Genomic DNA, 24503 nt, shown 5'->3' on the forward strand with positions numbered 1-24503 from the left:
GCTCAGCCCCCGTAGCGGGCAGCGTTTTCCTTCCGTGCTCCATGTGGGCGGGGTGCCCTCACCCCGCATCTCCGCGACTCCGCTTCTCCGCGCCCTCGCGCCTCCCTCGCCCCGGCTCCGCGCCCCGGCTCCGCGCCCCGCCCTCTACGGATTCTCGATCTTCTCCAACGGCTCCTCCGCCGGCCCCGAAATCACTTCGCCCTGTGGCGTGAAACGCGAGCCATGGCACGGGCAATCCCACGTCTTTTCCGCCGCGTTCCAGCCCACGATGCACTTCAAGTGCGTGCACACCGGCGAGCACATCGTCACCGCGCCCGCCGCATCGCGATATGCCGCCACCTTGCGCCCATCCAATTCCAAAATCTTTCCCTCCTCGCGCGCCAGCTCCTGCAACGAAGTCCCGTCGCCGCGCGCGAGCCAGTCCCGCAGCATATAAAAAGGATAATCCTTGTTCTCCGCCACGTAGTTCCACGTGCCGCCGACGAGATGCTTTCGCTCCGGAGAGAATAATTGCTGCCACGGATTCTTCCGCCCCAGCATCGCATCCGCCGCCATCATTCCGCCGAGCGTGCCAAACGTCATGCCGTTGCCCGCGAACCCCGTCGCCGCAAATTGCCGCGGCGCCGTCTCTCCGATAAACGGCAGCCCATCGTTCGTCGTGATCACCTGCCCCGACCAGCGATGATCCACCGCCGCATCTGGCAAGAACTCCCGCAGCCGCGCCTCGAGCCGCGCATAGGCGTCCGCTTCGTCGCCCTGCCCCGTCTTGTGATCTTCGCCGCCGAAAATCACATAGTCATGCCCGCGCTTCCGTTCCACGCGCACATAATAATACGGCTCGGTCGTATCCCAAAACGCCGCCTCCGGCACCGTGCCCGGCGCGAGTTTCGCACCCAGTGCATAACTCGAATAGAGCGCGAGCTTCGTTTGAAAGAGCAACGCATCCGTCAACCCCGTGATGCCCATCAACGGCGTATGCGTCGCGAGGACCACGTAGCGGCACCGCACCGCAAATTTATCCGCCTTCACCGTCAACGGCTCCGCCTGCACCTCCGTCACCGCCGTGTTTTCGAAAATTCGGCTGCCGTCGCCGTCGATCCGCCGCGCCAATGCCGCGAGGTATTTGCGCGGATGAAAAATCGCCTGATGCGCGAACGCCACTCCCGGCCGCGCCACAAACGGCACGCTCGCCCGAAACTCCGCCGCGATGCCCAGTTCCCGCGCGGTCTCCGCCTCGCGTTCAAATCGTTCCGGATCGCCCGCCGCTTCCGCCAGCGAGCCGTGCCAGTAACCCGTCACCCACCGGAAATCGCACGCGATGTCCTCTGCGCGCATGTTGCGCACGATCTGGTCGATCGCCGCCGCGCCTGCATCCCACACCGCACGCGTGTGGTCCGAGCCAAACTGGTGCCGCAGCTCCCCCAGCGATTTATCCGTGACCGACGTCAAATGCGCCGTCGTGTGCCCCGTATCGACGCTCGCGCACCGCCGCCGCTCCAGCACCACCACCGTTTTCCCCGCCTGCTTCAGCAGATACGCCGCCGTCAATCCCGTGATGCCGCCGCCCACGACCACGGCATCCACGTCGAGATCCATGTTGAGTTTCGGAAAACGAGGCAGGGAAGCGGTGTCGATCCAGTAAGGTGTAGTATTCATAAAACGCGTCCGCCGATGGGCGGTTGTCCACCATACTCCCCCGCGTCGCCGCTACCATCGGGCCGTTGCTGAAACTCCGTGGGGAGTCGCCCCGCCATCGCCCCCGCGAACGAAGCCACCCCGCCGCGGTCTGCCCTCCTGCGCCCTCGCATCCGGATGCGCATCAACCGGCGCATCCTCTATGAATCTGCTTTCGCCGCATCCTTTCTGGCCGTGGCAGGACGGCCTGCCGGCGAACTTCCCCGCCCTCGAGCGCAACATCACCTGCGACGTCGCCGTGCTCGGCGCCGGCGTCACCGGCGCCCTCGTCGCGTGGCACCTCGCCGACGCCGGCTTCGATGTGGTCGTCCTCGACGCCCACGAAGCCGCGCACGGCAGCACCGCCGGCACCACGAGCCTTCTGCAATACGAAATCGACGAACCGCTGCACCGCCTCGCGCACACGTTTGGCGCGCCGTTTGCCACGCGCTGTTACCGCCGCTGCGATGCCGCGCTCGATGGCATCGCGCGCCTCGTGCGCACCCTCAAGCTCTCATGCGACTTCGAGCGCAAATCCAGCCTCCTCCTCGCCAGCACCGCTGCGCACGTCCCGCGACTCCGCCGCGAATTCGAGGCCCGGCACGCCGCCGGCTTCGACGTCGAGTGGTGGTCGCGCTCCATCCTCGCCCGCCGCAGCACCCTCCCGCAACCGGCCGCCCTCCTCTCCGCGCGCGCCGCGCAAATGGACGCCTACCGTTTCACCTACGGCCTCCTCCAAGCCGCGCAACAACGCGGCGCGCGCATCTTTGATCGCACTCCCGTGCAACGCCCCCGCGTGCATCGCCGCGGCGCCGACCTGCGCACAGCCGCCGGCGTCCGCGTGCGCGCCCGCGAAGTCGTCGTCGCGACCGGTTATGCCGCCGACGCCTGGCTTCCCGAGCGCGCGACCGCGTTGCACAGCACCTACGCGCTCGCCAGCGAACCGTTGACGCAATTCGCCGGCTGGCCCGCCGACCGCTGCCTCATCTGGGAAACGCGCCGCCCATATTGTTACCTCCGCACCGCCCCCGACGGCCGCGTCATCATGGGCGGCTACGATGAACCCTTTCGCGATCCCGCTGCGCGCGACCGCCTCCTGCCCGCCAAGACGGCCGCGCTGCGCCGACGCTTCGCGCAACTATTTCCCGCGCTCCCTCCGCTCACCGTCGCGACGTCGTGGGCGGGCACCTTTGGCGAAACGCCCCACGGCCTCCCGCTCATCGGCCGGCATCCCGACCGCCCCCGTCTGTGGTTCGCGATCGGCTACGGCGGCAACGGCATCACGTTCAGCCTGATCGCCGCCGAGATCATCCGCGCCGCGATGCTCGGCGACCCCGACCCCGACGCCCCCCTCTTCGGCTTCGACCGCCGGCCCGTCGCCGCGCGTCCCTAACCCTCGCCGCCTGGCCTCAGTCTGCGCCAGTCGCGTAGCGGAATTGCGTCAGCATTTCGTCCATCCCGAATGAAAACGCTCCGCTCGCCCATACAGAAAGAGCTTACCCAAGCTGGGCAAGTATTGATACTCCGCGCGTTGTGTGCATGCCTATTCCCATGAACCCCGTTCGGGTAAGGCAATCGGGTAAGGGTGAATAACACTGATCGGCTGAAGAAAGTTCTCCCATGGTGCTCCCGAAGGAACGCGCCAAGATTTTCCTCCTGCTTTTGGGAGTCGTCGTCGGGCTTTACGGTTTGTTCCTGCTCAGCCCATTTCGAAGCAAAGAAGACGGCGGTCCCAAGTATCAGAAGGGAATGTATGCAGAAGCAGCGGCTAGTGGTGCCTTGGAAGATTTTGCTCCGTGGATGATCGGGATAGGAGGAGCGGCGTTGTTTGGTGCCTACCTGCTTCGCGAGCGATGAAGAGCGCCGATCCAGTCGCCACAGCGCAACGCGGGCAGCCGTCCGTCTTCGGACGTTTCGTTCGCATTCGAAACTCCGTCCTCGGTCGGCCCGCGTGGCTGAGCTGAATCGTTCGGCAGAAAGAAATGAGCGCTGAACAAGTCATTCTCGTGGTCGACCGGATGTATGGCAGCAAGATCGTTGATCTGCCCGCGTCCGCAGCCCTCTGGATCGTCGATTCACCGGCAAATCAGCCATTCATCTCAGAAGTGAAGAAGAAGTTTACGCCGGCGGTTCGAGGCGATCTCAGCTGGTTTAAGGACTCCCCACAGCTCTCGCCCGCAAGTCTCGCAGCTCAAAAGATTGATACGATAGAAGATCACCACGGCGAGTATTCGCAGCATCCGGCCTATTCTCGCCTTACGATCATCGGCACATCTCCGGACGGAGAGTTGTGTGCCCTTCTCGAAAAGGACGGCTTCAAGCTCACATTGTCGAACGACCGGGAGATCGAATTCGAACGATGAAGACGCCCAACTCTGAGCGTTCAACTCTGAGCGTTCTGCTGCGCCGTAGCGCGCAGCGGGACGCGGGTTGAACAAGCCCGTTTCGAAGGCAGCAGGAGCTCCGGCCACCGCTTATGCGTTTTGTAGTGGCCGCCAATCGTTGGCGGACGCAGCGCCGGACGGCGACCGCCTTCGCCGGTTGCAGGCGCGCGTGCCGGCGGTGTCCGTTTTCGCCTGCCGAGAGAGCGCCCACCGCCGTCAGGGCCGCGATCCGCCGCGCGGCGGAGCGCACGGCCCACCCGCAAACCGTCGACGCCGGTGCAATCGAGCGCGGCCGGACCGCCGCCGTTGCGCGCCGCCATCTGGCGGACAAACCGCAGATACTCGGCCTGCGTCGCGGCCGCCAGCAAACGCAGCCGCATCGTCTCCGCTAAACGCTGCACCGACTCCGGATCGGGCGCGGCGATCTTCTGGCGCCACCCCGGAGGGTGGACGCATGCGTGGACTCTCTTCCCGTCGTTTTTGATTTAGGCATAGACCCGCAGCCTTGCCATCCACCGCCCTCCCGCCCATCCTTCCGCTCGTGCCCCCCCCGCACTATATACACCCGCTCACCCGCGTCGCGCAGCCGCTTGGTTCAACCAGTCGGCACAGACAACTCCAGGGCTTCGCCTCTCCGTGTCCGACTAATGGCGCTCGGCCAAAATATGAATCGTGGCCTTGTCGATCTATTGAAGCAGCTTCCTGACGACGTGACAGTTGTCGTTGAGCTATACCGCGCGCTATTCAGTGGGCGCTTCTGGGTATTGGCACAGCACACCGACCACTTTCACGCGACGCAGTTTTTGACTTATCCGGCAGCGGATGGTGCCCGCGAGCTTCCAGTTTTCACAAGTGCGGATCGCGAGCTCTTGGTCGATCTTCATCGCCAAGTTTCAGCGGCGGAAGTTCGAGAAGTCGATGGCCGGACTCTTTGGCCGCGCCTCATTGATGTGTTGGATTCCGATACTTTCGTGGCTGTCGATGCTGCCGAGAAGCATGGCATTCGACTTTCGAAGGCGATGATCATGGGCTTCGTGAAGTTACACGGCGAGCGATGAAAAGGCCGAACTCGGAGCGTTCTAGGCAAAGCCTATGCTCCGTTGTTTTTCTGCTGTTAGCTCTCGCTGGAGGAGGGTGCACGACGCCGCTAAGCTCTCCCCTCTCGGTGAAGTCGCCCGAGCTTGGGTTTGACCCAAAGTGGAAAGCGCACAGCGAGTATATAAACCGTATTGCGCAACAGGTACAGTCCGAATGGGAACGTCTTCTGGTAACAAACAAGATTTATCCTCCTTCGGACTCAAAGGTCGTGGTTGTTTTCGTGATGAACGCAGAAGGAAAAATTACGCGCATCAAGCAAGTGAAGAATGAATCATCCAGGGAAGGGGCGATAGCGTGTCTTTCAGCGATCATTAACCCAGCACCATACGGGAAATGGTCAGACGCGATGAAAGCGCTCTTGGGAGAAGAGCAGGAGGTGACTTTTACTTTCGTATACCAATAAGAGAAAGCTTAAACCGCAGAGAACCGCTAAGACCGGAGAAAGGGAAAGCCGCGCGTCCTGACTCTTGACCACCGAAGCGAATACATTTGTCCTTAGTTCCGATTGCCTCGGCTACACGCGATGTCTTGGAGATCGGCGCTCTTCGAGCATAACCTGCATCGCCGGAGACGAGCACTCTCTTCGCTGTTCGCTCCGTCATCGCAGCTATAAGGTCTTGGGAAAACAATGCATCGCGCTACCCTACTCATCATACTTACAATAAGCGCAGCTTTCCTGTCTGCGTGCGTTGAAATCTCGAGCTATAGTCTAGCTCAGACGAATTCAGGCTACCTGCTTACCGTGCGCAGGGACTACAAAGGGATCAGCTTTGGGATGGCAGAGACCTAAAACCGCACGCCTTGACTCTTGACAAACAAAGCGAATTGCGGGCACCCACGCCCAAGCTCGACGAGAGACGTTCGCATTGCTCGCGTTATCCGGATCTTGCGCAGCGTCTTCTCCAAGACCCACAGGTCTGAACTCACCTGTCTATACACGCGCAACTCGCCTTCGCGGCTGCCTTCGGTTGTCGCTATTGTGATTGTATCTTTATGGACATCCAGGCGCACATATCTTTGCTTGAGCTTCATGGGCTTGTCCTTGGTTTTGGTTGTTTCGGTTACACGCCACACCCCGGCGGATCTGCGCTCTTCGAGCGTAACCCGCGTTCACCAAGGACAAGCACCCTCTTCGCTTTCCGCTCCTTCATCGCAGCTATAATGCCTCTGCAAAATGAAACAGACCTCGCCGTTTGCGGTTACATTCCTCATGGCAGTCGCTGTGTTGTTCACCGGCTGTGCTCAGACCTACAAAGCATCGCTATTCATCGTAGACGATTGGGCACCGGGGAAGAATCCAACCCCCGAAATTATCGCGGATCCGGTCGGCGGCTACATTTGGGGCGCTCTATTGCGATCAGATAAGTTTTGGGTCCAGCACATCAGCAACTATTTTGTCGATCCTTCGGAGGTCATGAAGATTCGCCAGGGACTCACGGTGGATTGGTCCAAAGGAAAGGTGATGGGTCCTTACCAAACGACCGAGATCACGATTTCCCTTCACTATGGTCACGAATCCGCGTTCGAAGCGATTTACCGCGCGTTGCGAGACTACCATGCGCCTATACTCGCAGTTAAAAGGCCGAACTCTGAGCGTTCTGCTGCGCCGTAGCGCGCAGCGGGACGCGGGTTGAACAAGCCCGTTTCGAAGGCGTCCGCGGTTCCGACCGCCGCTTATGCGCTTTGTAGTGGCCGCTCACCGCCGACGGGCGGAGCGCCGGACGGCGGCATCCTTCGCCGGTCGCGGGCGCGCGTGCCGGTGGCGTCCGTTTTCGTCCGCCGAGAGGGCGTCCGCCGCCCGTCGCCGGGGCCGGGAGCCGTCTTTCTGCCCCGGCGGCCAAGGCTGCCGCCGGCAACACGGGGCGCGGGTTGCAATAATATAATAAGTTGGTCCCTGGTCCTTATACTCATCGCGTGCAGAGGGGCGGCGCCCGGGCCTGCCGCGGCAGCGTGCCCACGCGCACGAGCGTGAAGCGTTCGCAGTGCGGGCAGCGCAAGTGCCAGCGCGGCGCCTCCGGCGGCGGTTCCGCGAGCACGATCGGCTTTCGCAGCACCGTCTCCACCATCATCCGGCGGCCCTGCGCCGCCGGGTACAGCCAGCCGAAGTAACGCACGCGATGCTGGCCGGCCGGCGGCACGTGCTGCAAATACCGCCGCAGGAACTCTTCGGCGCCGAGCACGCAGCGTTTCCGCTGCCGCCTGCGGGTGTCCGTGGTTCAACAAGTGTCCAGAGCCAATGTTGGGGCTGCGCCTCGCCAAGGCGCGTCTTTAACGCCTAGCCGCAAAGCCTCTTGCTCCGATGCCCGATTGGCCTATCGTTCCGTCACCATGAGCATCGTTGAGTTACGTAAGCTTCCTGCCGAAGAGAAGTTGAGGATCATCGAAGCGTTGTGGGGCGATGTTGCCGCAGATGACGAAGCGTTTCAGAGCCCGGCGTGGCACGAAGCTGAATTGCGGAAGACGGAGGTCGATCTGGCTGCTGGTCGGATTGAGATTCTGGATTGGGAAGATGCGAAGAAAGAGCTGCGGAAACGTGTCGAATGAGAGTTCGAGTTCTCCGGCCAGCGCTCGAGGATATTGCGAGCGGCCGTCAGTTCTACGACGCGCGCGCTCTCGGTGTTGGCGATTACTTTTTCGACAGCATCTTTTCGGAGATTGATTCGCTCGTGCTCTACGCCGGAACCCATCGTATTTGTTTCGGCTTTCAACGCCTTCTGGCGAGGCGTTTTCCGTTTGCGATTTATTACCGAGTGACTGCCGGCGAGGCTGTGGTTTTCCGTGTTCTGGATTGTCGGCGAGATCCGAACTGGATTCGCAGCGCGCTTGAGAAAAAGGCCGAACTCTGAGCGTCCTGCTGCGCCGTAGCGCGCAGCAGGATACGGGTTGAACAAGCCCGTTTCGAAGGCAGCGGCAGCGTCGTCCGCCGCTTTTGCGTTTTGTAGTGGCCGCCAACTGTCGGCGGACGCAGCGCCGGGCGGCGACCGCATTCGCCGGTCGCGGGCGCGCGTGCCGGTGGCGTCCGTTTTCGTCCGCCGAGAGGGCGTCCGCCGCCCGTCGCCGGGGTCGCGAGCCTTGCGTCCGTCGCGGCCAAGGCTGCCGCCGAGAAAGCTAAACCGTAGTAACCTGACTTCCGAAACTCAAAGGCGAGTTGGGTAAGAACACTCGTCCTGCGGTAAAATGACGGGCGCGTTGGCCGAATCGGTTGGGAGGCGTAACGTGAGCGCAGAGTGTTTGACGCGCCTCGGGCGTTCTTCCGAACCGCGCACCTTCCTTTCCAAAGCCGTGAAAAAGTCATTCAAAGTTGGCGACCATGTCTCGTGGAATTCCGAGGCCGGTCGGGTGCGGGGCGTGATCAAAAAACGGGTCACTGCCCCGATGGCCTTCAAAGGTTATACCGTGCGCGCTTCCGCCGACGAGCCGCAGTATTTGATCGCGAGCGACAAGACGGATCACCTCGCGATGCACAAGGGCGCCGCATTGCGCAAACTCGCTGCCCAACGAAAGACGACCCATGGCCGCTCCTCGCGAACCTAAAGCGAAAGCACGGGCGCGAGAATCGAAGTCCATCGCGGCCGTGGACCCCGTCACCGTTCGGCCCGACGTCTACACGATCGGCCATTCCATCCGTGCCATCGACGAATTCATCTCACTGCTCCAAGCGCATGGCGTCACTTGCCTCGTCGACATTCGCACGGTGCCGCGCTCGCGGCACAACCCCCAGTTCAACCGCGACACCCTGCCCCTTTCGCTGACCGAAGCGCACATCGGCTATCGGCACTGCCCCGCGCTCGGCGGACTCCGACGCACGTCCGCTGACTCGGTTAACAAGGGCTGGCGCAACACGTCGTTCCGCGGCTACGCCGACTACATGCAGACCCCGGAGTTCGCCGCAGCCATCTCACGTTTAATTGAACTCTCGAAACACGATCGACTGGCGCTCATGTGCGCGGAGGCGGTTCCGTGGCGCTGCCATCGCTCCTTGGTGGCCGACGCGTTGTTGGTGCGCGGGCTTTCCACCGCTGACATTAGCAGCCGCACCCGGTGTGCACCTCATCGGCTCACTCCTTTCGCTCGCGTGCGCGGCCAGCAGATTACCTATCCGCCCGAAGCCGGCTCATCCGAGCCGACGCCGCAGCGAAAGACCAAAACGTCCACGAGCGCGTCCCCTGCCCCGGCACGTAAACGCAAAAGTGGGCGCACGGCCAATGGGCAAATCCCTAAGGTCGGGCTTACTCCACTGGCGGCAAAAAAAAGCGCCGGCTCCCAGAGGAACCGGCGCTCGGACACAGACCAATTGCCTTAAGCGCGATTAGTTAACGGCGATCTTCCGCGGCTTGAGCGCTTCGCTCTTGGCCAAGGTGAGACGCAGCACGCCATCGCGCAGCTCCGCTTTCACGTTGTCGACGTTGATGCTGTTGTCATGCGTGAGCGTGAGCTCGAAGCGGGCGTCGGACGTTTCGCGGTAGAGCGGCGTCCAGTCCACCGGCCGCTTCCAACTGCGTTGGCCACCGATCGTGACCACGCCATTTTCCGCGGTGATTTCGAGATCCTCTTTCGCCACGCCAGGAAGAAGAACGGTCACTTCGTAATTATCGCCTTGTTCGAGCACGCGGTAATTCGGCTTCACGGAGTGGGCCGCTCCATCTTCGCGGCGCAAGGCCGGTGGGCGGTTCAAAGTTGGGATTAGATTAAAGATACTCATATTGATATAGGTTTTAAGGATAGCACTCGACGTTATTTGACTTCGACGGAGATTTTCCGCGGCTTCGCTTCCTCGCGCTTCGGTAAAGTCACCGTGAGGATGCCATTCTCGTAAGTCGCGCTCACTTTGTCCGCGTGCACGTCTTCCGGAATGTTGACCGAGCGGGTGACGTTGAAGGACTCCGCATCGTTCCCGTCCGCGGCCGATTTACGCTCCGCGTTGATGGTCAGATAGCCTTCGACCATCTCCACGTGGATATTTTCGCGAGCGAAACCGGGCAGCTCGGCGCGGACATAGGTATTGTCTTTATCTTCGTAAAGATCGACCGGGAAACGGTTCGAGTTCGAAGCATTGCCCAACGTGGTCAACGCCGAGTCGAACAACCGATCAATCTCGTTTTCCAGACCGCTCCATGGACTCCGCAAAGCATACGGCGAAAGAGCACGAGAGGTTGGATAAGCATATTGTGTGATTCTCATAGTATGAATTTGGTTGGTTGCAGTGTCCCGCCTATATGCAGGACCGATGCCTGCCCAGCGGCAGACTTAAAGCACTCATTCAACGCCGCTTAATACTTTCGTCGCCCGGCAAACTGGGTCACGGGTGCGCACGTGTGTCGCAGAAGCGTGAACTTTTTGCGCACGGGTTCGCTCGTCGCGACGCGACGACACTCAACGCGTGTTTCGAGACTGGCCTCGCGAGGCGGAGCAGGCCGCGGCGCGGTGTGCGGGCGGCATCGCGTCAGCGCTTTTCTTCCAAACGCAGCGCCCGCAGCTTTACTGGGTTCCACGCGTCCGCCACCGATTTCAACTCGATAGAGTGCTCACCCTCGCCACTGACGTGGAGCTCCCCCAAGCGCACCCAAGTGAAATGCTCCGGCTCACCTCCGGGCGCAAGTTGGCTGGTGAACGTTGAATGGCCGTCGCTCACCTCGATCTTGCCGCCGTTCTTCGTGGCCACCTCCGCAGTGATCACGAAAGTAGCCGCGAGCGATGTCGCGAATTCCCAGTTGAGTCTGGTGCCCGCCTTCGACCACCCACCAATGACCGCGTCCGATCCTTCGGTGCGCAAACTGGCATTGTCGTCGTAGGCATTGACCACGGCGGCGAGCGACGCCGGGAGGAGGATAACGCCGTGTGTGTCCGGCGCAGGTAACGGCTGGTCAACCACCGGCGCGCCGTGAAATTCGAGCTTTATCACTGCGGCGATTTTATTCGGAGTTTTAGCCGGAAGGGAAAGAACAGCGCCCGCAGCCGTGTCGCGTGCCGAGAGGGCGAAGTCGGGTTGGTCGAGGAGCGTCGCCCGCGCAATGGGCGTCTTGAGGCCCGGCACGAGGAGGCGACCGTCGACGGGCCATTGAAATATATGGAGAAAGAGGACGTTTCCCTTGGTCGTGCTGCGGCCCCAGGATAGCCGCCGGAACAGGCTCGCGGTGGTGCCGTAGATCGATTCGGCGTGCGCGTGCACCCAGCGTCCCGATTCTCGTAACCGCTTCACGCTCGCCGCCGGAATCACTCCTTCCGCATCGGGGCCTACATTAAGGAGTAGATTCCCGCCCTTGCTGACTACATCGATCAACTTTCGGGTCAGATCCTCGGCCGACTTCCAGTTGTGATCATTCGCTTTGTAGCCCCATGAATCGTTCATCGTCATGCACACTTCGAACAGCCGGCCCTTCATTCCGGTAGCCGGTATATATTGTTCGGGCGTCTCAGTATCGCCGGAAAACGCGTTGGGCACCCGCGGGTTCAGCAGACGGTTGTTGCTGATGATGCCCGGCTGCAGTTGCAGCAGCGGAGCAAGCCGCGCGGCGCGAGTAGAGGTCATCCCGACGGGCGTGTCCCACCAAAACGTCGAAATCTTTCCATAGCGGGTCAGCAACTCGCGGATTTGCGGTGCAGCGACCTGGTCGAGATATTGATCGAAATCGCCATCTTGCGCCGGATCCCAATGGCCCTGCTCCGGATCGCCACCCGCCATTGGCTGCCCCACGGTGCGCGCCGCTCCGCCGGGATGATGCCAGTCCTGCGCCTGCGAATAATAGAGTCCGAGCCGCACTCCCTGACGTGCGCAAGCCGCAGCCAACTCCTTCAACGGATCCCGGTGAAACGGTGTCGCATCGTAGATATTGAATCCGGAAACCTTGCTGTGAAACATCGCAAAGCCTTCGTGATGCTTTGTCGTGATCACGATATACTTCATGCCTGCATCCTTCGCGAGCCGCACCCATGCATCGGCGTCGAACTTCACCGGGTTAAACTGCGACGCATAGCCGGCATATTCGGCGACGGGGATATGGGCATTGAACATGATCCACTCGGACAGGCCGTTCCCCGCGCTTCCGCGGTCAAACGGCTTACCGTGGTAGACACCGGCAGGCACGGAAAAGAGCCCCCAGTGGATGAACATCCCATAATGCGCCGCCGTGAACCACGCAGTGCGTTCATCCAACCCTTGTGTGGGGACCGGTTGTGCGCCCGTCGCGTGCCAGCCGAAACATCCCCAGAGCAGCGCCAGAAAAAATGCGCTGCGCCGAGCGACACCCCTACATCTCGGCGGAGCGGCGACCACGCGCACTTCGCCGTCAGCCGGAGCTTTCGTAAAGAGCGACGGCCTTTCCACGCGCCCCGCGCCAGGAAGACGGTTCGTCATCGCGTCATTCAAAGACCGCGCTTCCTTCATGACGAGGGTTCGCTATCCCGCGCGTGTTCACGGAACCGAGCATCATCAGAATTCGAGGCTCGTGGAGAACATCAATTGGCGGCGGTCACCATAGCCGGCGAAGTTCACGTCGGTGGCGACGATATAGGATTTATCGAACGCGTTGCGCAGATTGATCCGCAGCGTGAGCCGCGAATGCCGGGCGAGCCTGAAGCTGTAACCCGCGAGAAAATCGAACGTGGTGTAACCAGGAAACGTCACCTGCTGTTCGGCGATGTTGTCGTTGTTGGTGTCGACGTAGCCGGCGTAATTCTCGGAGCGATAGTTGAATCCCCCGCCGACGAACAACCCGCGAACGGGACCCGTCGTGAAATTATAGCGGGTAAAGAAAGTCCCCGTATATTTCGTGACGCCCGGCATGGTTTTGCCGCCCGGATAGCCGAACTGCGGCAGATCCGTCGTGATCTTTGGATCCGCGAAGCCCACGCCAGCGCGCAGCGTCCACGCCGGGGTCGGATTTGCAGTGAACTCAAGTTCATAGCCTTTCGATTCCATTGCGCCCGCCACCGCGCGCGCGGGCGTGGACGAGCCGAACTGCGCAATGAGCAGCGGCGCGGCGACCGAGAGCGCCGAGTTCTTTTGGGTGAGGTCGAAGTAGGTGAACGACGCCGAATACCGGTTGTCCGGGGTGAGCGCCTTCAACCCAAACTCGTAGCTCTCGCCTTCGGTCGGCGGCATCAGGTTGAGATTGATATCGAAGCGGTTCACATTCGGCCAGAGCGACGTGCCGTAATTCGCGGTGAGATTTAACGTCGGAGTGAGGGCGTAGATGGCGCCGATCGATTTCGACCAAACCTTTGCGTGATCCGCCGCGCTGGTGGTGATGATCATGTTGTCGGTATTGCCCGAGGCGCCGAGCGTGTCGTTGCTATTATACATATCGTCGTAGCGGAATCCGATCAGCGTCTTAAATCGCCCGTCATGCCCCCAGTCCGACGCGAGCATGGCAAACCCTGCCTTCACGATCTGGCCAAGCTGAAAGCCGCTCGCTTTGCGTTCATACAGGCCGTTACCGATCAGCTGCTGGGGATAACGCAGGCCGCCATCCATGATGACCGTGTAAGGCATTCGGTCGGCGGCACTCGTCCCGAAAATCGCGCCGCGGGGGGAACCGTCCGGATTGCGATAGAGCCAAGAGACCGTGTTGTAGGTGGGATAGTCGTTCGGCTGATAATTTCCGCCGAAGGTGAGCATGTGCTTGCCGCCCAGCTCCGGCAGCTCCCACGCCGCTTGCAGCCGATAGAAGCGGAAGCGTTCGTCCAAACCCACAAGCTGCCAGTTTTGCGTGAAGATCGGCGTGCCCGCCGCATAGCCCGGCGTGATTTGGTATCCGTTAATCGAGCTCGGGCCCACGGCTGCCGTCGCGTAACTCGCACTTTTCATCGCCGGACCCCAGCGTTGGTTGCGATTGCGCATCGACTCGCTGACGGTGAACTGGACGTTCAAGCGATCGTTGAACAGCGCCTTCGTGAAGGCTGCGGTATAGAAAAAGTAGTCCAGGTTGCTCTGAGCATCCGGACCATAGATGCTTTGGGCATATTTCTGCGGAAGGAGTCCGACCGCCGCCGCCGCCGATTGGGCGCTGCTATTGAGCGGCAAGGTGATGATGCCCGTGAACGGAGTCCGATGATCATAACCGCTTTCGCCCGTGATACGAATCGACGTCGTGGGATTGATCTGCCAGAGGTAGTCGGCATACAGCCCGCGGCGCTCGATGCCTGCATAGGCGCGACCGTCTTCGGTGCTGTGATAAAGACCGGCCACCCGCAGGGCTTGGTGATCGCCGAGGGCAATATTCGTGTCGAAAGTTCCGCGCCGCAAATCGTAATCGCCACCCGTCAACTCAACCGTGGTGCGGTTCTGCTTCAGGTGAGCGATTTTCGTAATGGTGTTCACCACGCCGCCCGCGTCCTGCTGGCCGTAGATCACACTCGCCGGACCGTGCACCACCTCAATGCGCTCGGTCATGTAGCTGTCGGTGGGCGTTACCCGCGTGAGAAAATTGACAAAGAAGGAACGCGACGTGAGGCCGCGGATGGTGAAATTCGTGTCGGCGTTCGCGATTTGGAAATTGATATTCGTCGAATATTGGACCGCTTGCGCGAAATCCAAGGCGCCCACATCACGCAACAACTCCTGGTTGAGGATGCCGATGCTCTGTGGGAGATCCTTCAACGGGCGATTGATGTAGCCCACCGAGGTGGTGTTTGTCGCCTGATAGCCGACGTCGCGCGTGCTATCGACGGTGAACGTCGGAAGTTGCTCGGCCGGCTCCGATGTGTTGGGCGTCTGCGCGAGAGCTGGCGACAAAAGTGACGCGAGGAGCAAGGCGGAGAGGACGGGACCTCGGGCGCGGAGAAGGCGGGAGGACGGGCCGGGCAAAGGGTAAGACATGGGCACGGGGTGTTGAGGTTGCGCACCGAACGGACGATGCGGCGAGGACCATTTGGCCGGGCGATTCGCACAGACAACGGTTTGGTTACTAAAACAATTAAGGCAATGGTGCGAAAGCCCCGCGCTTAAGTGTTTAACTTCGCCCGTGATTGAGCGCCCGAGCGACCTTTGGAGGCTGCGGCGATGCCCTCTTTCCCTCCTCCGCCCCCCCGAGCCACGTCGCTCTTTCGCACGGTCGATGGTCGCAACTTCCTCATCCCCTTCCTCCTCGTCAGTTCGTTGTTTTTAATCTGGGGCTTTTGCAACGGGATGATCGACGTCATGGATAAACATTTCCAGGACCAGCTTCATCTGAGCAAGGCGCAGTCGGCTTGGGTGCAGTTTTCCCACTATCTCGGCTATTTCCTCATGGCGTTGCCCGCCGGCCTGCTTGCGCGGAAATTTGGTTACAAGCGCGCCATCATCACGGGTCTGTTGGTCGTCGCCACCGGCGGGATGTGGTTTGTGCCCGCCACTCATATCAACGCGTTCTGGGCGTTTCTGCTCGGCGTGTGCCTGATTTCCATGGGGCTCACGATTCTGGAGACGGTCGCGAATCCGTATACGACGGTGCTTGGTCCTGACCAATACGCCGCCACCCGCATCAACCTCGCGCAGTCGTGCAACGGGGTGGGGTGGATCCTCGGACCGATCGTCGGCGGTGCGTTCTTCTACTCGAGCGGCGGCGCGGCGGTCGCGCAGGGACGGCTCTACATTCCCTACGTTGCGGTCTCGGGCATCGTATTGGTCATGGCGGGCATTTTTGCTTTTTCCTCTCTGCCCGATCTCGTCGCCAGCGCGACATCCGACAACCACCCGTCGGCCGTTGATTCCGACAGGCTGTCAATCTGGCGGCGTCCGCACTTTGTCGGAGCCGTGGGTGCCCAGTTTGTCTACGTCGCCGCGCAAGCGGGCATCTTCAGTTTTTTCATTAACTATATGGTCGAGGAGGCACCGCCAGTTTCTTCAGCGTGGGTCGGGAGCTGGTTTCTTCACGGCGGAGCGGCGGTGCGCGATGGTCTGCATTATATCAACGAACAAGGCGCGAGCCGGCTCTTGGGCGGCATTGGCTTTGTTCTGTTTTTGCTCGGCCGTTTTCTGGGCGCCGGCGTCCTGCGTCGGCAGCCGGCGCATCGCGTGCTCGGTGTTTGCGCCGTCGGCAATGTCGTGTGCTGCGCACTGGTGGTGGCCCGCGCTGGCTGGATTTCTGTCGCCGCCGTCTTCCTGACGTTTCTCTTCATGTCGATTATGTTTCCGACGATCTTTGCGCTGGGGATCCACGGCCTCGGCACGCAGGCGAAGAAGGCTTCAGCGTTCATCGTGATGGCCGTCATGGGCGGCGCAGTGATGCCCAAGTTGATGGGGCATCTCGCCGATATTTATAACATGTCGGTGAGCTTTTTGATGCCCGGTGCCTGCTTCGCCGTGATCGCAACTTACGGCTTCTTGTGGGCGCGTCTGAAGCGCACCGGCGAGCTCACCAGCGCCGCGGTCCAGCGGGGAGTGTGAGGCTCGCGGGGCAGTTAACTGTTTAACATGACCCCGTGTTGATGGCGGTGGCGTCGCTGTTCTCCTCTTGGTCCCGTGACGGCTGATCTGCGATGTCTTCGTTGTCGCGCCCTTCCCCCCTCTGTTCACGGGTTCGTCGCAACTCCCTCGTCCCGTGCCCCTCGCAAAATTTCCCCTCTGCCATGAACCCCTCCCCGCTCTTCTCAACCAAGCTCTTCGCCTGTCTTGCGCTCGCCTTGCTCGCGAATGCCGTCGCCGCTGCGCCCGGCTCTCCCGCGCCCGTCGAATCGTCCAATGCCACTGACGCGCGCGTGGCGTGGTTTCGCGAAGCGAAGTTCGGACTTTTCATCCACTGGGGGCTCTACGCGATTCCCGCCGGCTACTGGAAGGGCGCGAAGGTCAACGGCGTGAGCGAGTGGCTGATGAAGCGCGCGCCGGTCCCGGTCGCCGACTACCAAAAACTCGCGGCCCAATTTGACCCCCAGGCGTTCGACCCCGATGCCTGGGCGCAACTCGCCGTCGACGCCGGCATGAAGTATGTCGTCCTCACCGCGAAGCACCATGATGGCTTTGCGATGTTCAAGTCCGATGTCTCCGCCTATAACGTCGTCGATGCGACGCCGTTCAAGCGCGACATCGTCAAAGAACTCGCCGCGGCGTGCGCGAGGCATGGTCTCCGCTTCGGTGTCTACTACTCTCAGGCCCAAGACTGGCACGAGCCGGGCGGGATGGGCAACGAATGGGACTTCCCTCCCGATGCGCAGAAGGATTCGGCCGGGGCGTTCGATCGCTATCTGCAACAGAAGGCCGAACCACAGATGCGTGAACTACTGACGCGTTATGGGCCGCTCGCCTTGATCTGGTTCGACACGCCTGTGCGGATGAAAGAAGGCGATCGCGCGCAACGTTTCATCGATCTCGTGCGGACGCTTCAACCCGGTTGCTTGATCAATGGCCGGCTGGGCGGCGAAGGCGATTACGTCAGCACCCGCGACAATCAGATCCCGGACGCGAGTTCCTCCAAACCGTGGGAGGTGCCCGCCACCACCAACAGCAGTTGGGGTTTCAAACGCGATGATCACAATTGGAAGTCGGCCGGCGATCTGGTTTTCAAGCTCGTCGACATCGCTTCGAAGGGCGGCAACTATCTCCTGAACGTGGGTCCCGATGCCCACGGCGTCATTCCGGCCGCCGTGCAGGAAAACCTTCGCGCCGTCGGCGCTTGGCTGAAAGTCAACGGGACCGCTGTCTACGGGACCCAGCCATCGCCCTTCGGTGAAGAATACGGCGAGCTCGCGCAGAAGCTGCGCAACTACGAAAACCAGCCCGTCTTCCTCCCGTGGCGTGCGTGGCGCTGCACTGCAAGACCCGGCAAGTTGTTCTTCACGCTTTTCGAACTGGAACGCGCGAGTGGTCACGCCAATTTTGCGTTTCCGGCGTTTAAGAACCGCATCAAAGCCATCCACCTTTTGAGCGACCCGAACCAGAAGTTCGAAGTCACGACCGCGCCAGACGGCCGGCGCGCGTTTCATCCGCGCACGTTTGGCGCGGACTCGATTGCCGATACCTACGTGGTCGAGATCGAGGGCGATGCGGTGCAACGTTAGAACGCGGGTCCGGCATTGGCCGGCGCGCCTGCTCGTGCGTTTTTCCGCGAGCCGCGAGGCCCAACTTGCCCCGCGTCGCGCGCAAGCACGTTTCGCGTTCACCTGCCGGGGCCGTTCGATTTTCCCACGCGCGCGAGCGAACTTCCGTCTCTTAAACCCTGAATTGGATTTGCCCATGAAGATGAAACTCCCCCGCCTGCTGCTGCCCCTGTTTCGCGCGCTCGGCCTCGCCGCCTTCGCCGCGGCGTCGGCGGGTGCGGCGAAGGTCGCGCCTCCGAACATCGTTTACATTCTCGCCGATGACATGGGCCGCGGCGACATCTCGGCCTATAACCCACACAGCGCGTGGCCGACTCCGCACATCGACAGCCTCGCGCGTGGGGGCATGCAGTTCGCCGATGCGCACAGCAGTTCGGCGGTTTGCACACCCTCGCGCTACAGCATCCTCACCGGGCGCTATGCATGGCGCAGCCGGCTGAAGGAGCGTGTCGCATTTGGCTATTCCGCCCCGATCATCGAGCCCGGCCGACTGACCGTGGCGTCGCTCCTCAAAACGCATGGCTACACGACGGCAATGGTCGGCAAATGGCATCTCGGCTTCGACTGGGCGCGCAGCCGCCCGAGCAATGCGCCGGCGCAGCTCGACGCATCCGACGAAGAGCCTTCCCAGCGCGCACCGGAGAACAACCCCGCGTTCTCCCGTTGGGTCGACTATACCAAACCGTTTCGCCAAGGCCCGGTCGACGACGGTTTCGATTCGTTCTTCGGCATCTCCGCGTCTCTCGACATGTTTCCCTACGTGTGGCTGCGCAACGATCGCGTCGTCGCGCCACCCACCCATGAAATCGCTGGCAGCAAACTCCCCGCCATGTGGCGCGCCGGCCCGATCGCCGACGATTTCGCGCACATTGATGTGCTGCCGCGCATCACCACGGAGGCCGTCGACTTCCTGCAGCGGCAGGACGGCCGGCGCCCCTTTTTCCTCTACTTCGCGCTGACCGCTCCGCACACGCCCATCATACCCGCCCAGGACTTTGCGGGCCGGACCCACACCACGCCCTACGGCGATTTCTGCGTTCAAGTGGATCAAGCGGTCGGCGAAGTGCTGCGCGTGCTCAAGGAACGTCATCTCGAGGAAAATACGCTCGTGATCTTCGCCGCCGACAACGGCTGCAGCCCAGCCGCGAACTTGCCGCAGTTGCGAACATTTCACCACGATCCGCAAATGGGGCTGCGTGGAGCGAAGGCGGATATCTACGAAGGCGGACATCGCATCCCGTTTATCGTCCGCTGGCCCGGCCGCGTCGCCGCCAATTCTCACAACGACGCGCTCGTCTGCCAGATCGACTTCATGGCCACCTGCGCCGAGCTTCTTGACACGCCGCTTCCCGCCAATGCCGCCGAAGACAGCGTGAGCCTCCTGCCCATTCTCACCGGGAAGTCGGCGCAAGTTCGCGAGACACTCGTCAATCACTCTGTCAATGGCTCGTTCGCGCTGCGGCAGGGCCCGTGGAAGCTTTGCCTCTGTCCGGATTCGGGCGGCTGGAGCGATCCCAAGCCCGGCAAAGCGCCTCCCGGTTCCCCGCCGTTTCAGCTCTTCAACCTCGACCAAGATTCCGCCGAAACGACCAATCTCTACGCTGAACATCCTGAGATCGTCCGGCGTCTCGGCGAACTGCTGAAACAGCAAATACTCCGCGGTCGCACCACCCCCGGCCCGGTCGAACAGAATACCGGCGGCGACGATTGGCCCCAGCTCGCATGGATGAAACAATTCCAATGAGTCCGTGCACCTGAGCTGAGCGCTTTCTCCAACGCGCGCCCGCTCACCTCATGGTTCACCCCAGACCGCCGGCACCTTAAAATCTCTGGAGATGGGCGCCTGCTTGGACGGCACGGCCGCCTTCGCATAAGCCGAAAGCTTCCGCTGCAGTTCCGCCACTTTCTCCGGATTCTTCGCCGCAAGATTCGTCGTCTCGTTCGGATCGCTGCGCAAATCGAACAACTCGATGACCGGGGCCGCCAAGGCCTGTGCTTTGAGATCCTTTCTGGCCTCCGTCACTGTGCCGCCTTCCTCGCCATCCTTGACCTGCCCGTTGACAACCAGCTTCCAATCTCCGATGCGCACCGCGCCGCCCGTTGTCGTGATGTTCAGCAAAATGTCCTCGTGCGGCGACGCCGCGCACGCGGCGATGGTCGGCCACGCATCGCGACCGTCGAGCGGATGATCCGTGCTTGGCGACTGCGCACCGGCCAGTTTCGCCAGCGTCGGAAACCAATCCACCATGTGCAGCACCGCTGGCACGACGGAACCGGCTTTGATCTTCCCGTCCCACACCACAACGGCCGGCACCCGCACGCCGCCTTCATACAGCGAGCCCTTGCCCCCGCGCAGCGGACCATTACTCGTCACGACTCCGGGCAGCGGCCCGCCATTGTCGGAGCAGAAAACGATCAACGTGTTTTCCCGCAGGCCCTTTTCGTCCAGGGTGCGCAGGATTTGGCCAATGCCCTCGTCCATGGCCGCCACCATGCCCGCGTAAATCCGGCGGCGCCCGGTCATGGTTTGGTAGGGCGCTTCATAGCTTTCCGGCACCTGCCATGGCCCGTGCACCGCATTGAAGGGCACGTAAAGAAAAAGCGGCCGGCCTGGATCGTGGGCGGCGATGATGCGGGAGGCTTCCTGCGCGATCAGCGTCGTCGAATACCCCTCCTCGTGCAGCGCATGATCGTCCCGGTGCCAGTCGAGGCCGCCATCCCGCCGATGGGTGAAGTAATCGAAGTTTCCGTTATACAATCCGTATTGATGCTCAAAACCACGGTGCGTCGGGAGGTAGGCGGGTTTGACGAGGCCCAAGTGCCACTTACCGGTGATGGCGGTTTCATAGCCCACGTCGTGCAACGCCTGCGCCAGCGTGCGCTCATCGAGCGGCAATCCGTATTGCGCAAACGGCCGCACCACTCCGATCTGCAATCCGTAGCGGATCGGATAACGGCCCGTCAGAAGCGCGGCGCGGGTCGGCGAGCAGAGCGGCTGCACGTAAAACTGCTCGAGCCGCGCGCCTTCCTTCGCGAGCCGGTCAATGTTCGGGGTCCGGATTTCGCTCCCGTGGAATCCGACATCCCCCCACCCTTGATCGTCGGCGAGTAGGAAAAGAATGTTCGGGCGAGGCGCCGGCGCGGAAGGCGCTCCGCGCAACCCAGTAACGGCGACCAACACCAGAGCGACGGCAAAAACGGAGACGTTTGTTTTCATCGGGGAAATTTAGTGCGCGTCTATTCCAAGAGCCGCGCTTCGACGTAAAACGCTCCGCGCGATTTGCCCGCTGCGTCGTCCGACAACCACGTCTGCATCTTGGCAGGACCGGCTCGCAGCTTCAGCGAAAGCGTCACGCTGGTCGCACCTGCGGGAACGACCACCGAGGCCTCCTGATCACCGACGATGATTCGCGCCCGATTGGCCTGAAGACGGAAATGCGCCTCCGCGGGTTCCTGCCGCAGCGTGAACGCATACCGTCCCGGTTTCGCTACCTCGATCATCCAGTAGCCGTTCACCCAACGCGCTTCCTTGATCTGCTCCTGGTTCCAGGGGACTTCTTTTTGGTCGGGTGCATGCCAATCCATGCAATCGATCATCGTAGGATTCTCTTGGGGCGCCCCGACTTCAATATAGGCGAAGCGTTTCAACGCCGGAGCAAGTGAAGCCCACCATGTCTCGTAACGCGCCCGCAACTTCGCCACCACGTCCGGATGGTCCGCGGCGACATTTTTCTCCTGCCCGGGATCGCGCGTAATGTCATAGAGTTCCCGGCCGTTGTTATAACGCCAACGGTCCGTCATCACTGCGCTGTGCTCCCATTTCGGGGGAATGTCTGCGCGTTGGCGATGGACGAACAACGTTCGCTCCGGCCACACCGCCGCCGGGTCTCGCAATAGGGCGGCCAGGCTGGTCCCGTCGAATTGCACCTGCGACGGCTTTGGCAACCGGCAAAGGTCGATCAACGTCGGCAGCAGGTCGATGTGCGCCGTCAGTTGGTTCACATCGCGCCCGCCTTCTACTCCGCCGCGCGGCCAGCGGATGAAGCACGGCGTGCGATGGCCGCCGTCGTATTCAGATCCCTTGACGCCTCGCATCCCCGCGTTGAAGCCCGGCCAGCTTCCCGGCGGCGGCGGTGGTGCGCCAAACCGATTGGCCCCGGCTACGCCCGCCGCAGTGCCATTGTCCGAGGCAAAGATCAGAATGGTGTTTTCCGCGAGGCCCAACTCTTGCAACCGCGCCCGCAGACGTCCCAGGTTTTCATCCATGTTCGCGATCATGCCGTAGAAACTGTCCATCGGCCGCGGGACGCCTTTTTCCGTGTAAGGCTGGGTATAGCGTTCCGGCACGATGTAGGGAGCATGCGGAACATTGGTGGCGATGTAGGCGAAAAAGGGCCGATCCTTGTTGGCCTCGATAAACTGAAGCGCACGGGAGAAAAATACGTCCGTGCAGTAACCGTGACATTTTTCCAAGCGGCCGTTGTGCCGGTAAGTGTCGTCGATGTAGTCGTTGCCCCAGTGATCCGGCGTCTGACCAATCCCGCCGCCGCCAAACGTCACCGTTTCCTCAAAACCGCGATCCTCCGGCCGCAGCGGATAATTGTCGCCCAAATGCCATTTGCCGAACATCGCCGTGCGGTAGCCCGCCGACTTGAACACGTCGGCCATCGTCACCTCGTCGCGATACATCAGCGACCGCCCCATGATCGTGTGCCAGACGCCCGTGCGGGTGGAATAGCGCCCTGTCATCAAGGCCGCGCGGGTCGGCGCACAGGTTGGATCAACATGGAAATTCGTCAGTCGCACACTCTCCGCGTGGAGCCGGTCCAAGTTCGGCGTGCGGATCATCCTGTTACCCAGGCACGCTACGTCTCCGTAGCCTTGGTCGTCGGTTAAAACAATAATGACATTGGGCGCCCGGTTCGTGTGCGCGGAAGATTCCGCCGCGCGCGCACCCCCAGGCAAACATGCCGCCAACAGTGCAATGAACAGAGCAATTTTCATGATGGGGATTGGCACGACCAAGGCCCCCGCAGCGAGGACCCGCGCGGGAGGTTTGCGACGATCCATTCAGCCGCAAATCCCGTGTCCCTCTAACAATTAAGCGCTCCGGCAACGCGTCCGCGCCGTTCGCCGATTTAACTGATACAGTCACGCATGGGTTGAAACCCAACGCGCGGCAGCCGTTCTGATTTTCTCCGAGCGACGGCCATCACCGGCGCTCCCCCTATCTCGATACCCACATGCCCGGCCGGGCGAATTGAAATCCTCCTGTGGCAACACATGACCCACGAAGACCCTGCCATCTTTCCGACCCACTTATCGCAGCCGTCCACCGCGGGCATTGCGGTTAATCATAAAAGACTGCACGCGGCATCCATCACGATCAACGCAGCCACGCCTTCCGGAGCGTCCACTACCACGACCATGTTGATCCCATCCCGCACCTCGTTCGCGTGCGCACTGCTATCCGGGCTCTGCGCTTGGCTCGCACTGCCCGCCACATTACGCGCCGCCGCTTGGCCGAGCGAAGTCGTGGGCGACGCACAGGTTTACAAACAGACCGAGGACGGACCGCAAAAGCTCTATGTGCTCGAGCCCGACGACTGGAAGCCTACCGACCGGCGGCCGGCGATCGTGTTTTTCCACGGTGGCGGATGGGTGGGCGGACCGCTGTCGCAATTCAACGACCAAAGCCGCTATTTTGCGTCGCGCGGGTTGGTATGCATCCAAGTGCAATACCGCGTGGTTCATCCGCACACGACGACTCCCCCCATCGTGTGCATTGAAGACGCCCGCTCGGCGATGCGTTGGGTTCGTCAACACGCTGGGGCACTCGGCGTCGATTCGCACTGCATTGCCGCGGCCGGCGCATCCGCCGGTGGCCATCTTGCGGCGCACACTGCGCTTGTCGCCGGCGTCGATGACCCATCCGACGATCTGACGATTTCTCCGCGACCGGACGCGCTGCTTCTTTTCAATCCTGTGCTCGACAACGGCCCGGGAGAATATGGCGCCGAACGCGTGCGGGATCGCGTTGCCGAACTGTCGCCCGCCGCCAACGTCCGCCGCGGCGCGCCGCCCACGGTGCTGTTTCTGGGGACTACGGACCCTCTCGTGCCGGTGGCGACTCTGCAACGTTTTCGCACCGCGATGCTCGCTGCCGGCGCGCGCTGCGAATTGCATCTCTACGCCGGCCAGACTCACGGATTTTTCAACCGCTCGAAGTCCGTCAAGTATTACAAGCTCACCCTCCACGAATGCGCCGCGTTTCTCACGTCGCTCGGCTGGCTGCCGGTCGACGCTCCGAACCTTCCATCGACACCCTAACGCCCG

21 protein-coding genes and 1 pseudogene are annotated in these 24503 nt (G+C 61.6%); 14 read left to right on the forward strand and 8 right to left on the reverse strand.

Features of this window, described 5'->3' with window-relative positions; genetic code table 11:
* Nucleotides 1-144: 144 nt before the first annotated feature.
* Nucleotides 145-1656, reverse strand: a complete 1512-nt coding sequence (locus K0B96_RS15030; protein WP_220161700.1) for an FAD-dependent oxidoreductase — start codon at nucleotides 1654-1656, stop codon at nucleotides 145-147.
* A gap of 181 nt (nucleotides 1657-1837) precedes the next feature.
* Here K0B96_RS15030 and K0B96_RS15035 point away from each other — a divergent pair, with 181 nt between their 5' ends.
* The 6 genes from K0B96_RS15035 (at nucleotide 1838) to K0B96_RS15060 (ending at nucleotide 6768) form a co-directional block, all read left to right on the forward strand.
* A complete protein-coding gene (locus K0B96_RS15035) occupies nucleotides 1838-3067 on the forward strand; it encodes an NAD(P)/FAD-dependent oxidoreductase (protein ID WP_220161701.1) in 1230 nt (409 codons plus the stop codon).
* Nucleotides 3068-3294: 227 nt separating this feature from the next.
* A complete protein-coding gene (locus tag K0B96_RS15040; protein ID WP_220161702.1) occupies nucleotides 3295-3531 on the forward strand; it encodes a hypothetical protein in 237 nt (78 codons plus the stop codon).
* Between the two features lie 125 nt (nucleotides 3532-3656).
* Nucleotides 3657-4037 carry a hypothetical protein gene (locus K0B96_RS15045; RefSeq protein WP_220161703.1) on the forward strand — a complete coding sequence of 127 codons (381 nt, stop codon included), beginning with the start codon at nucleotides 3657-3659 and terminating at the stop codon, nucleotides 4035-4037.
* Between the two features lie 668 nt (nucleotides 4038-4705).
* A complete protein-coding gene (locus tag K0B96_RS15050) occupies nucleotides 4706-5116 on the forward strand; it encodes an SseB family protein (protein WP_220161704.1) in 411 nt (136 codons plus the stop codon).
* Nucleotides 5117-5223: 107 nt separating this feature from the next.
* Nucleotides 5224-5559 (forward strand): hypothetical protein, encoded by a 336-nt coding sequence (locus K0B96_RS15055; protein WP_220161705.1) that lies wholly within the window; start codon nucleotides 5224-5226, stop codon nucleotides 5557-5559.
* 771 nt (nucleotides 5560-6330) lie between these two features.
* A complete protein-coding gene (locus K0B96_RS15060) occupies nucleotides 6331-6768 on the forward strand; it encodes a hypothetical protein (RefSeq protein WP_220161706.1) in 438 nt (145 codons plus the stop codon).
* A gap of 295 nt (nucleotides 6769-7063) precedes the next feature.
* Here K0B96_RS15060 and K0B96_RS15065 read toward each other — a convergent pair.
* Nucleotides 7064-7351, reverse strand: a pseudogene (locus tag K0B96_RS15065) (transposase); the annotation flags it as partial.
* Between the two features lie 133 nt (nucleotides 7352-7484).
* Between K0B96_RS15065 and K0B96_RS15070 the strand changes: the two are divergent.
* The 4 genes from K0B96_RS15070 to K0B96_RS15085 all read left to right on the forward strand — a co-directional run bounded on the left by K0B96_RS15070 (nucleotide 7485) and on the right by K0B96_RS15085 (nucleotide 9459).
* Nucleotides 7485-7700, forward strand: a complete 216-nt coding sequence (locus K0B96_RS15070; RefSeq protein WP_220161708.1) for an addiction module protein — start codon at nucleotides 7485-7487, stop codon at nucleotides 7698-7700.
* Nucleotides 7697-8002: a type II toxin-antitoxin system RelE/ParE family toxin gene (locus tag K0B96_RS15075; protein ID WP_220161709.1), complete on the forward strand. Its 306-nt coding sequence runs from the start codon at nucleotides 7697-7699 to the stop codon at nucleotides 8000-8002. Before K0B96_RS15070 ends, K0B96_RS15075 begins: the two co-directional genes overlap by 4 nt.
* A 436-nt stretch (nucleotides 8003-8438) precedes the next feature.
* Nucleotides 8439-8690, forward strand: a complete 252-nt coding sequence (locus K0B96_RS15080; RefSeq protein WP_220161710.1) for a hypervirulence associated TUDOR domain-containing protein — start codon at nucleotides 8439-8441, stop codon at nucleotides 8688-8690.
* 40 nt (nucleotides 8691-8730) lie between these two features.
* Entirely contained in the window at nucleotides 8731-9459 is a 729-nt protein-coding gene (locus K0B96_RS15085; protein WP_220161711.1) for a DUF488 domain-containing protein, read from the forward strand.
* A 6-nt stretch (nucleotides 9460-9465) separates the two neighbouring features.
* On the opposite strand, the gene K0B96_RS15090 is transcribed toward K0B96_RS15085, so the two are convergent.
* The 4 genes from K0B96_RS15090 to K0B96_RS15105 all read right to left on the reverse strand — a co-directional run bounded on the left by K0B96_RS15090 (nucleotide 9466) and on the right by K0B96_RS15105 (nucleotide 14973).
* A complete protein-coding gene (locus K0B96_RS15090; RefSeq protein WP_255558719.1) occupies nucleotides 9466-9783 on the reverse strand; it encodes an Hsp20/alpha crystallin family protein in 318 nt (105 codons plus the stop codon).
* A 107-nt stretch (nucleotides 9784-9890) separates the two neighbouring features.
* On the reverse strand, nucleotides 9891-10337 hold the full coding sequence (locus K0B96_RS15095) for an Hsp20/alpha crystallin family protein (RefSeq protein WP_220161713.1): 447 nt from the start codon (nucleotides 10335-10337) through the stop codon (nucleotides 9891-9893).
* Between the two features lie 262 nt (nucleotides 10338-10599).
* Entirely contained in the window at nucleotides 10600-12540 is a 1941-nt protein-coding gene (locus K0B96_RS15100) for an alpha-L-fucosidase (protein WP_220161714.1), read from the reverse strand.
* A gap of 45 nt (nucleotides 12541-12585) precedes the next feature.
* Complete coding sequence (locus tag K0B96_RS15105) at nucleotides 12586-14973, reverse strand: TonB-dependent siderophore receptor (protein WP_220161715.1); 2388 nt, start codon at nucleotides 14971-14973, stop codon at nucleotides 12586-12588.
* Between the two features lie 183 nt (nucleotides 14974-15156).
* Between K0B96_RS15105 and K0B96_RS15110 the strand changes: the two genes are divergently transcribed.
* The 3 genes from K0B96_RS15110 (at nucleotide 15157) to K0B96_RS15120 (ending at nucleotide 19911) form a co-directional block, all read left to right on the forward strand.
* Nucleotides 15157-16521 (forward strand): sugar MFS transporter, encoded by a 1365-nt coding sequence (locus K0B96_RS15110; protein ID WP_220161716.1) that lies wholly within the window; start codon nucleotides 15157-15159, stop codon nucleotides 16519-16521.
* Nucleotides 16522-16703: 182 nt separating this feature from the next.
* On the forward strand, nucleotides 16704-18128 hold the full coding sequence (locus tag K0B96_RS15115; protein WP_220161717.1) for an alpha-L-fucosidase: 1425 nt from the start codon (nucleotides 16704-16706) through the stop codon (nucleotides 18126-18128).
* A gap of 181 nt (nucleotides 18129-18309) precedes the next feature.
* A complete protein-coding gene (locus K0B96_RS15120; protein ID WP_220161718.1) occupies nucleotides 18310-19911 on the forward strand; it encodes a sulfatase family protein in 1602 nt (533 codons plus the stop codon).
* 48 nt (nucleotides 19912-19959) lie between these two features.
* On the opposite strand, the gene K0B96_RS15125 is transcribed toward K0B96_RS15120, so the two are convergent.
* Complete coding sequence (locus K0B96_RS15125; RefSeq protein WP_220161719.1) at nucleotides 19960-21384, reverse strand: arylsulfatase B; 1425 nt, start codon at nucleotides 21382-21384, stop codon at nucleotides 19960-19962.
* A 20-nt stretch (nucleotides 21385-21404) separates the two neighbouring features.
* Entirely contained in the window at nucleotides 21405-23237 is a 1833-nt protein-coding gene (locus K0B96_RS15130; RefSeq protein ID WP_317983814.1) for an arylsulfatase, read from the reverse strand.
* Between the two features lie 357 nt (nucleotides 23238-23594).
* On the opposite strand from K0B96_RS15130, the gene K0B96_RS15135 reads away from it, so the two are divergent.
* Nucleotides 23595-24497, forward strand: coding sequence for an alpha/beta hydrolase (locus K0B96_RS15135; protein ID WP_220161721.1), 903 nt, complete (start codon nucleotides 23595-23597; stop codon nucleotides 24495-24497).
* The last annotated feature ends 6 nt before the right edge of the window (nucleotides 24498-24503 follow it).

Origin of the sequence: Horticoccus luteus (assembly GCF_019464535.1) — a bacterium.
In the GTDB taxonomy this organism is placed as follows: Bacteria; Verrucomicrobiota; Verrucomicrobiia; order Opitutales; family Opitutaceae; genus Horticoccus; species Horticoccus luteus.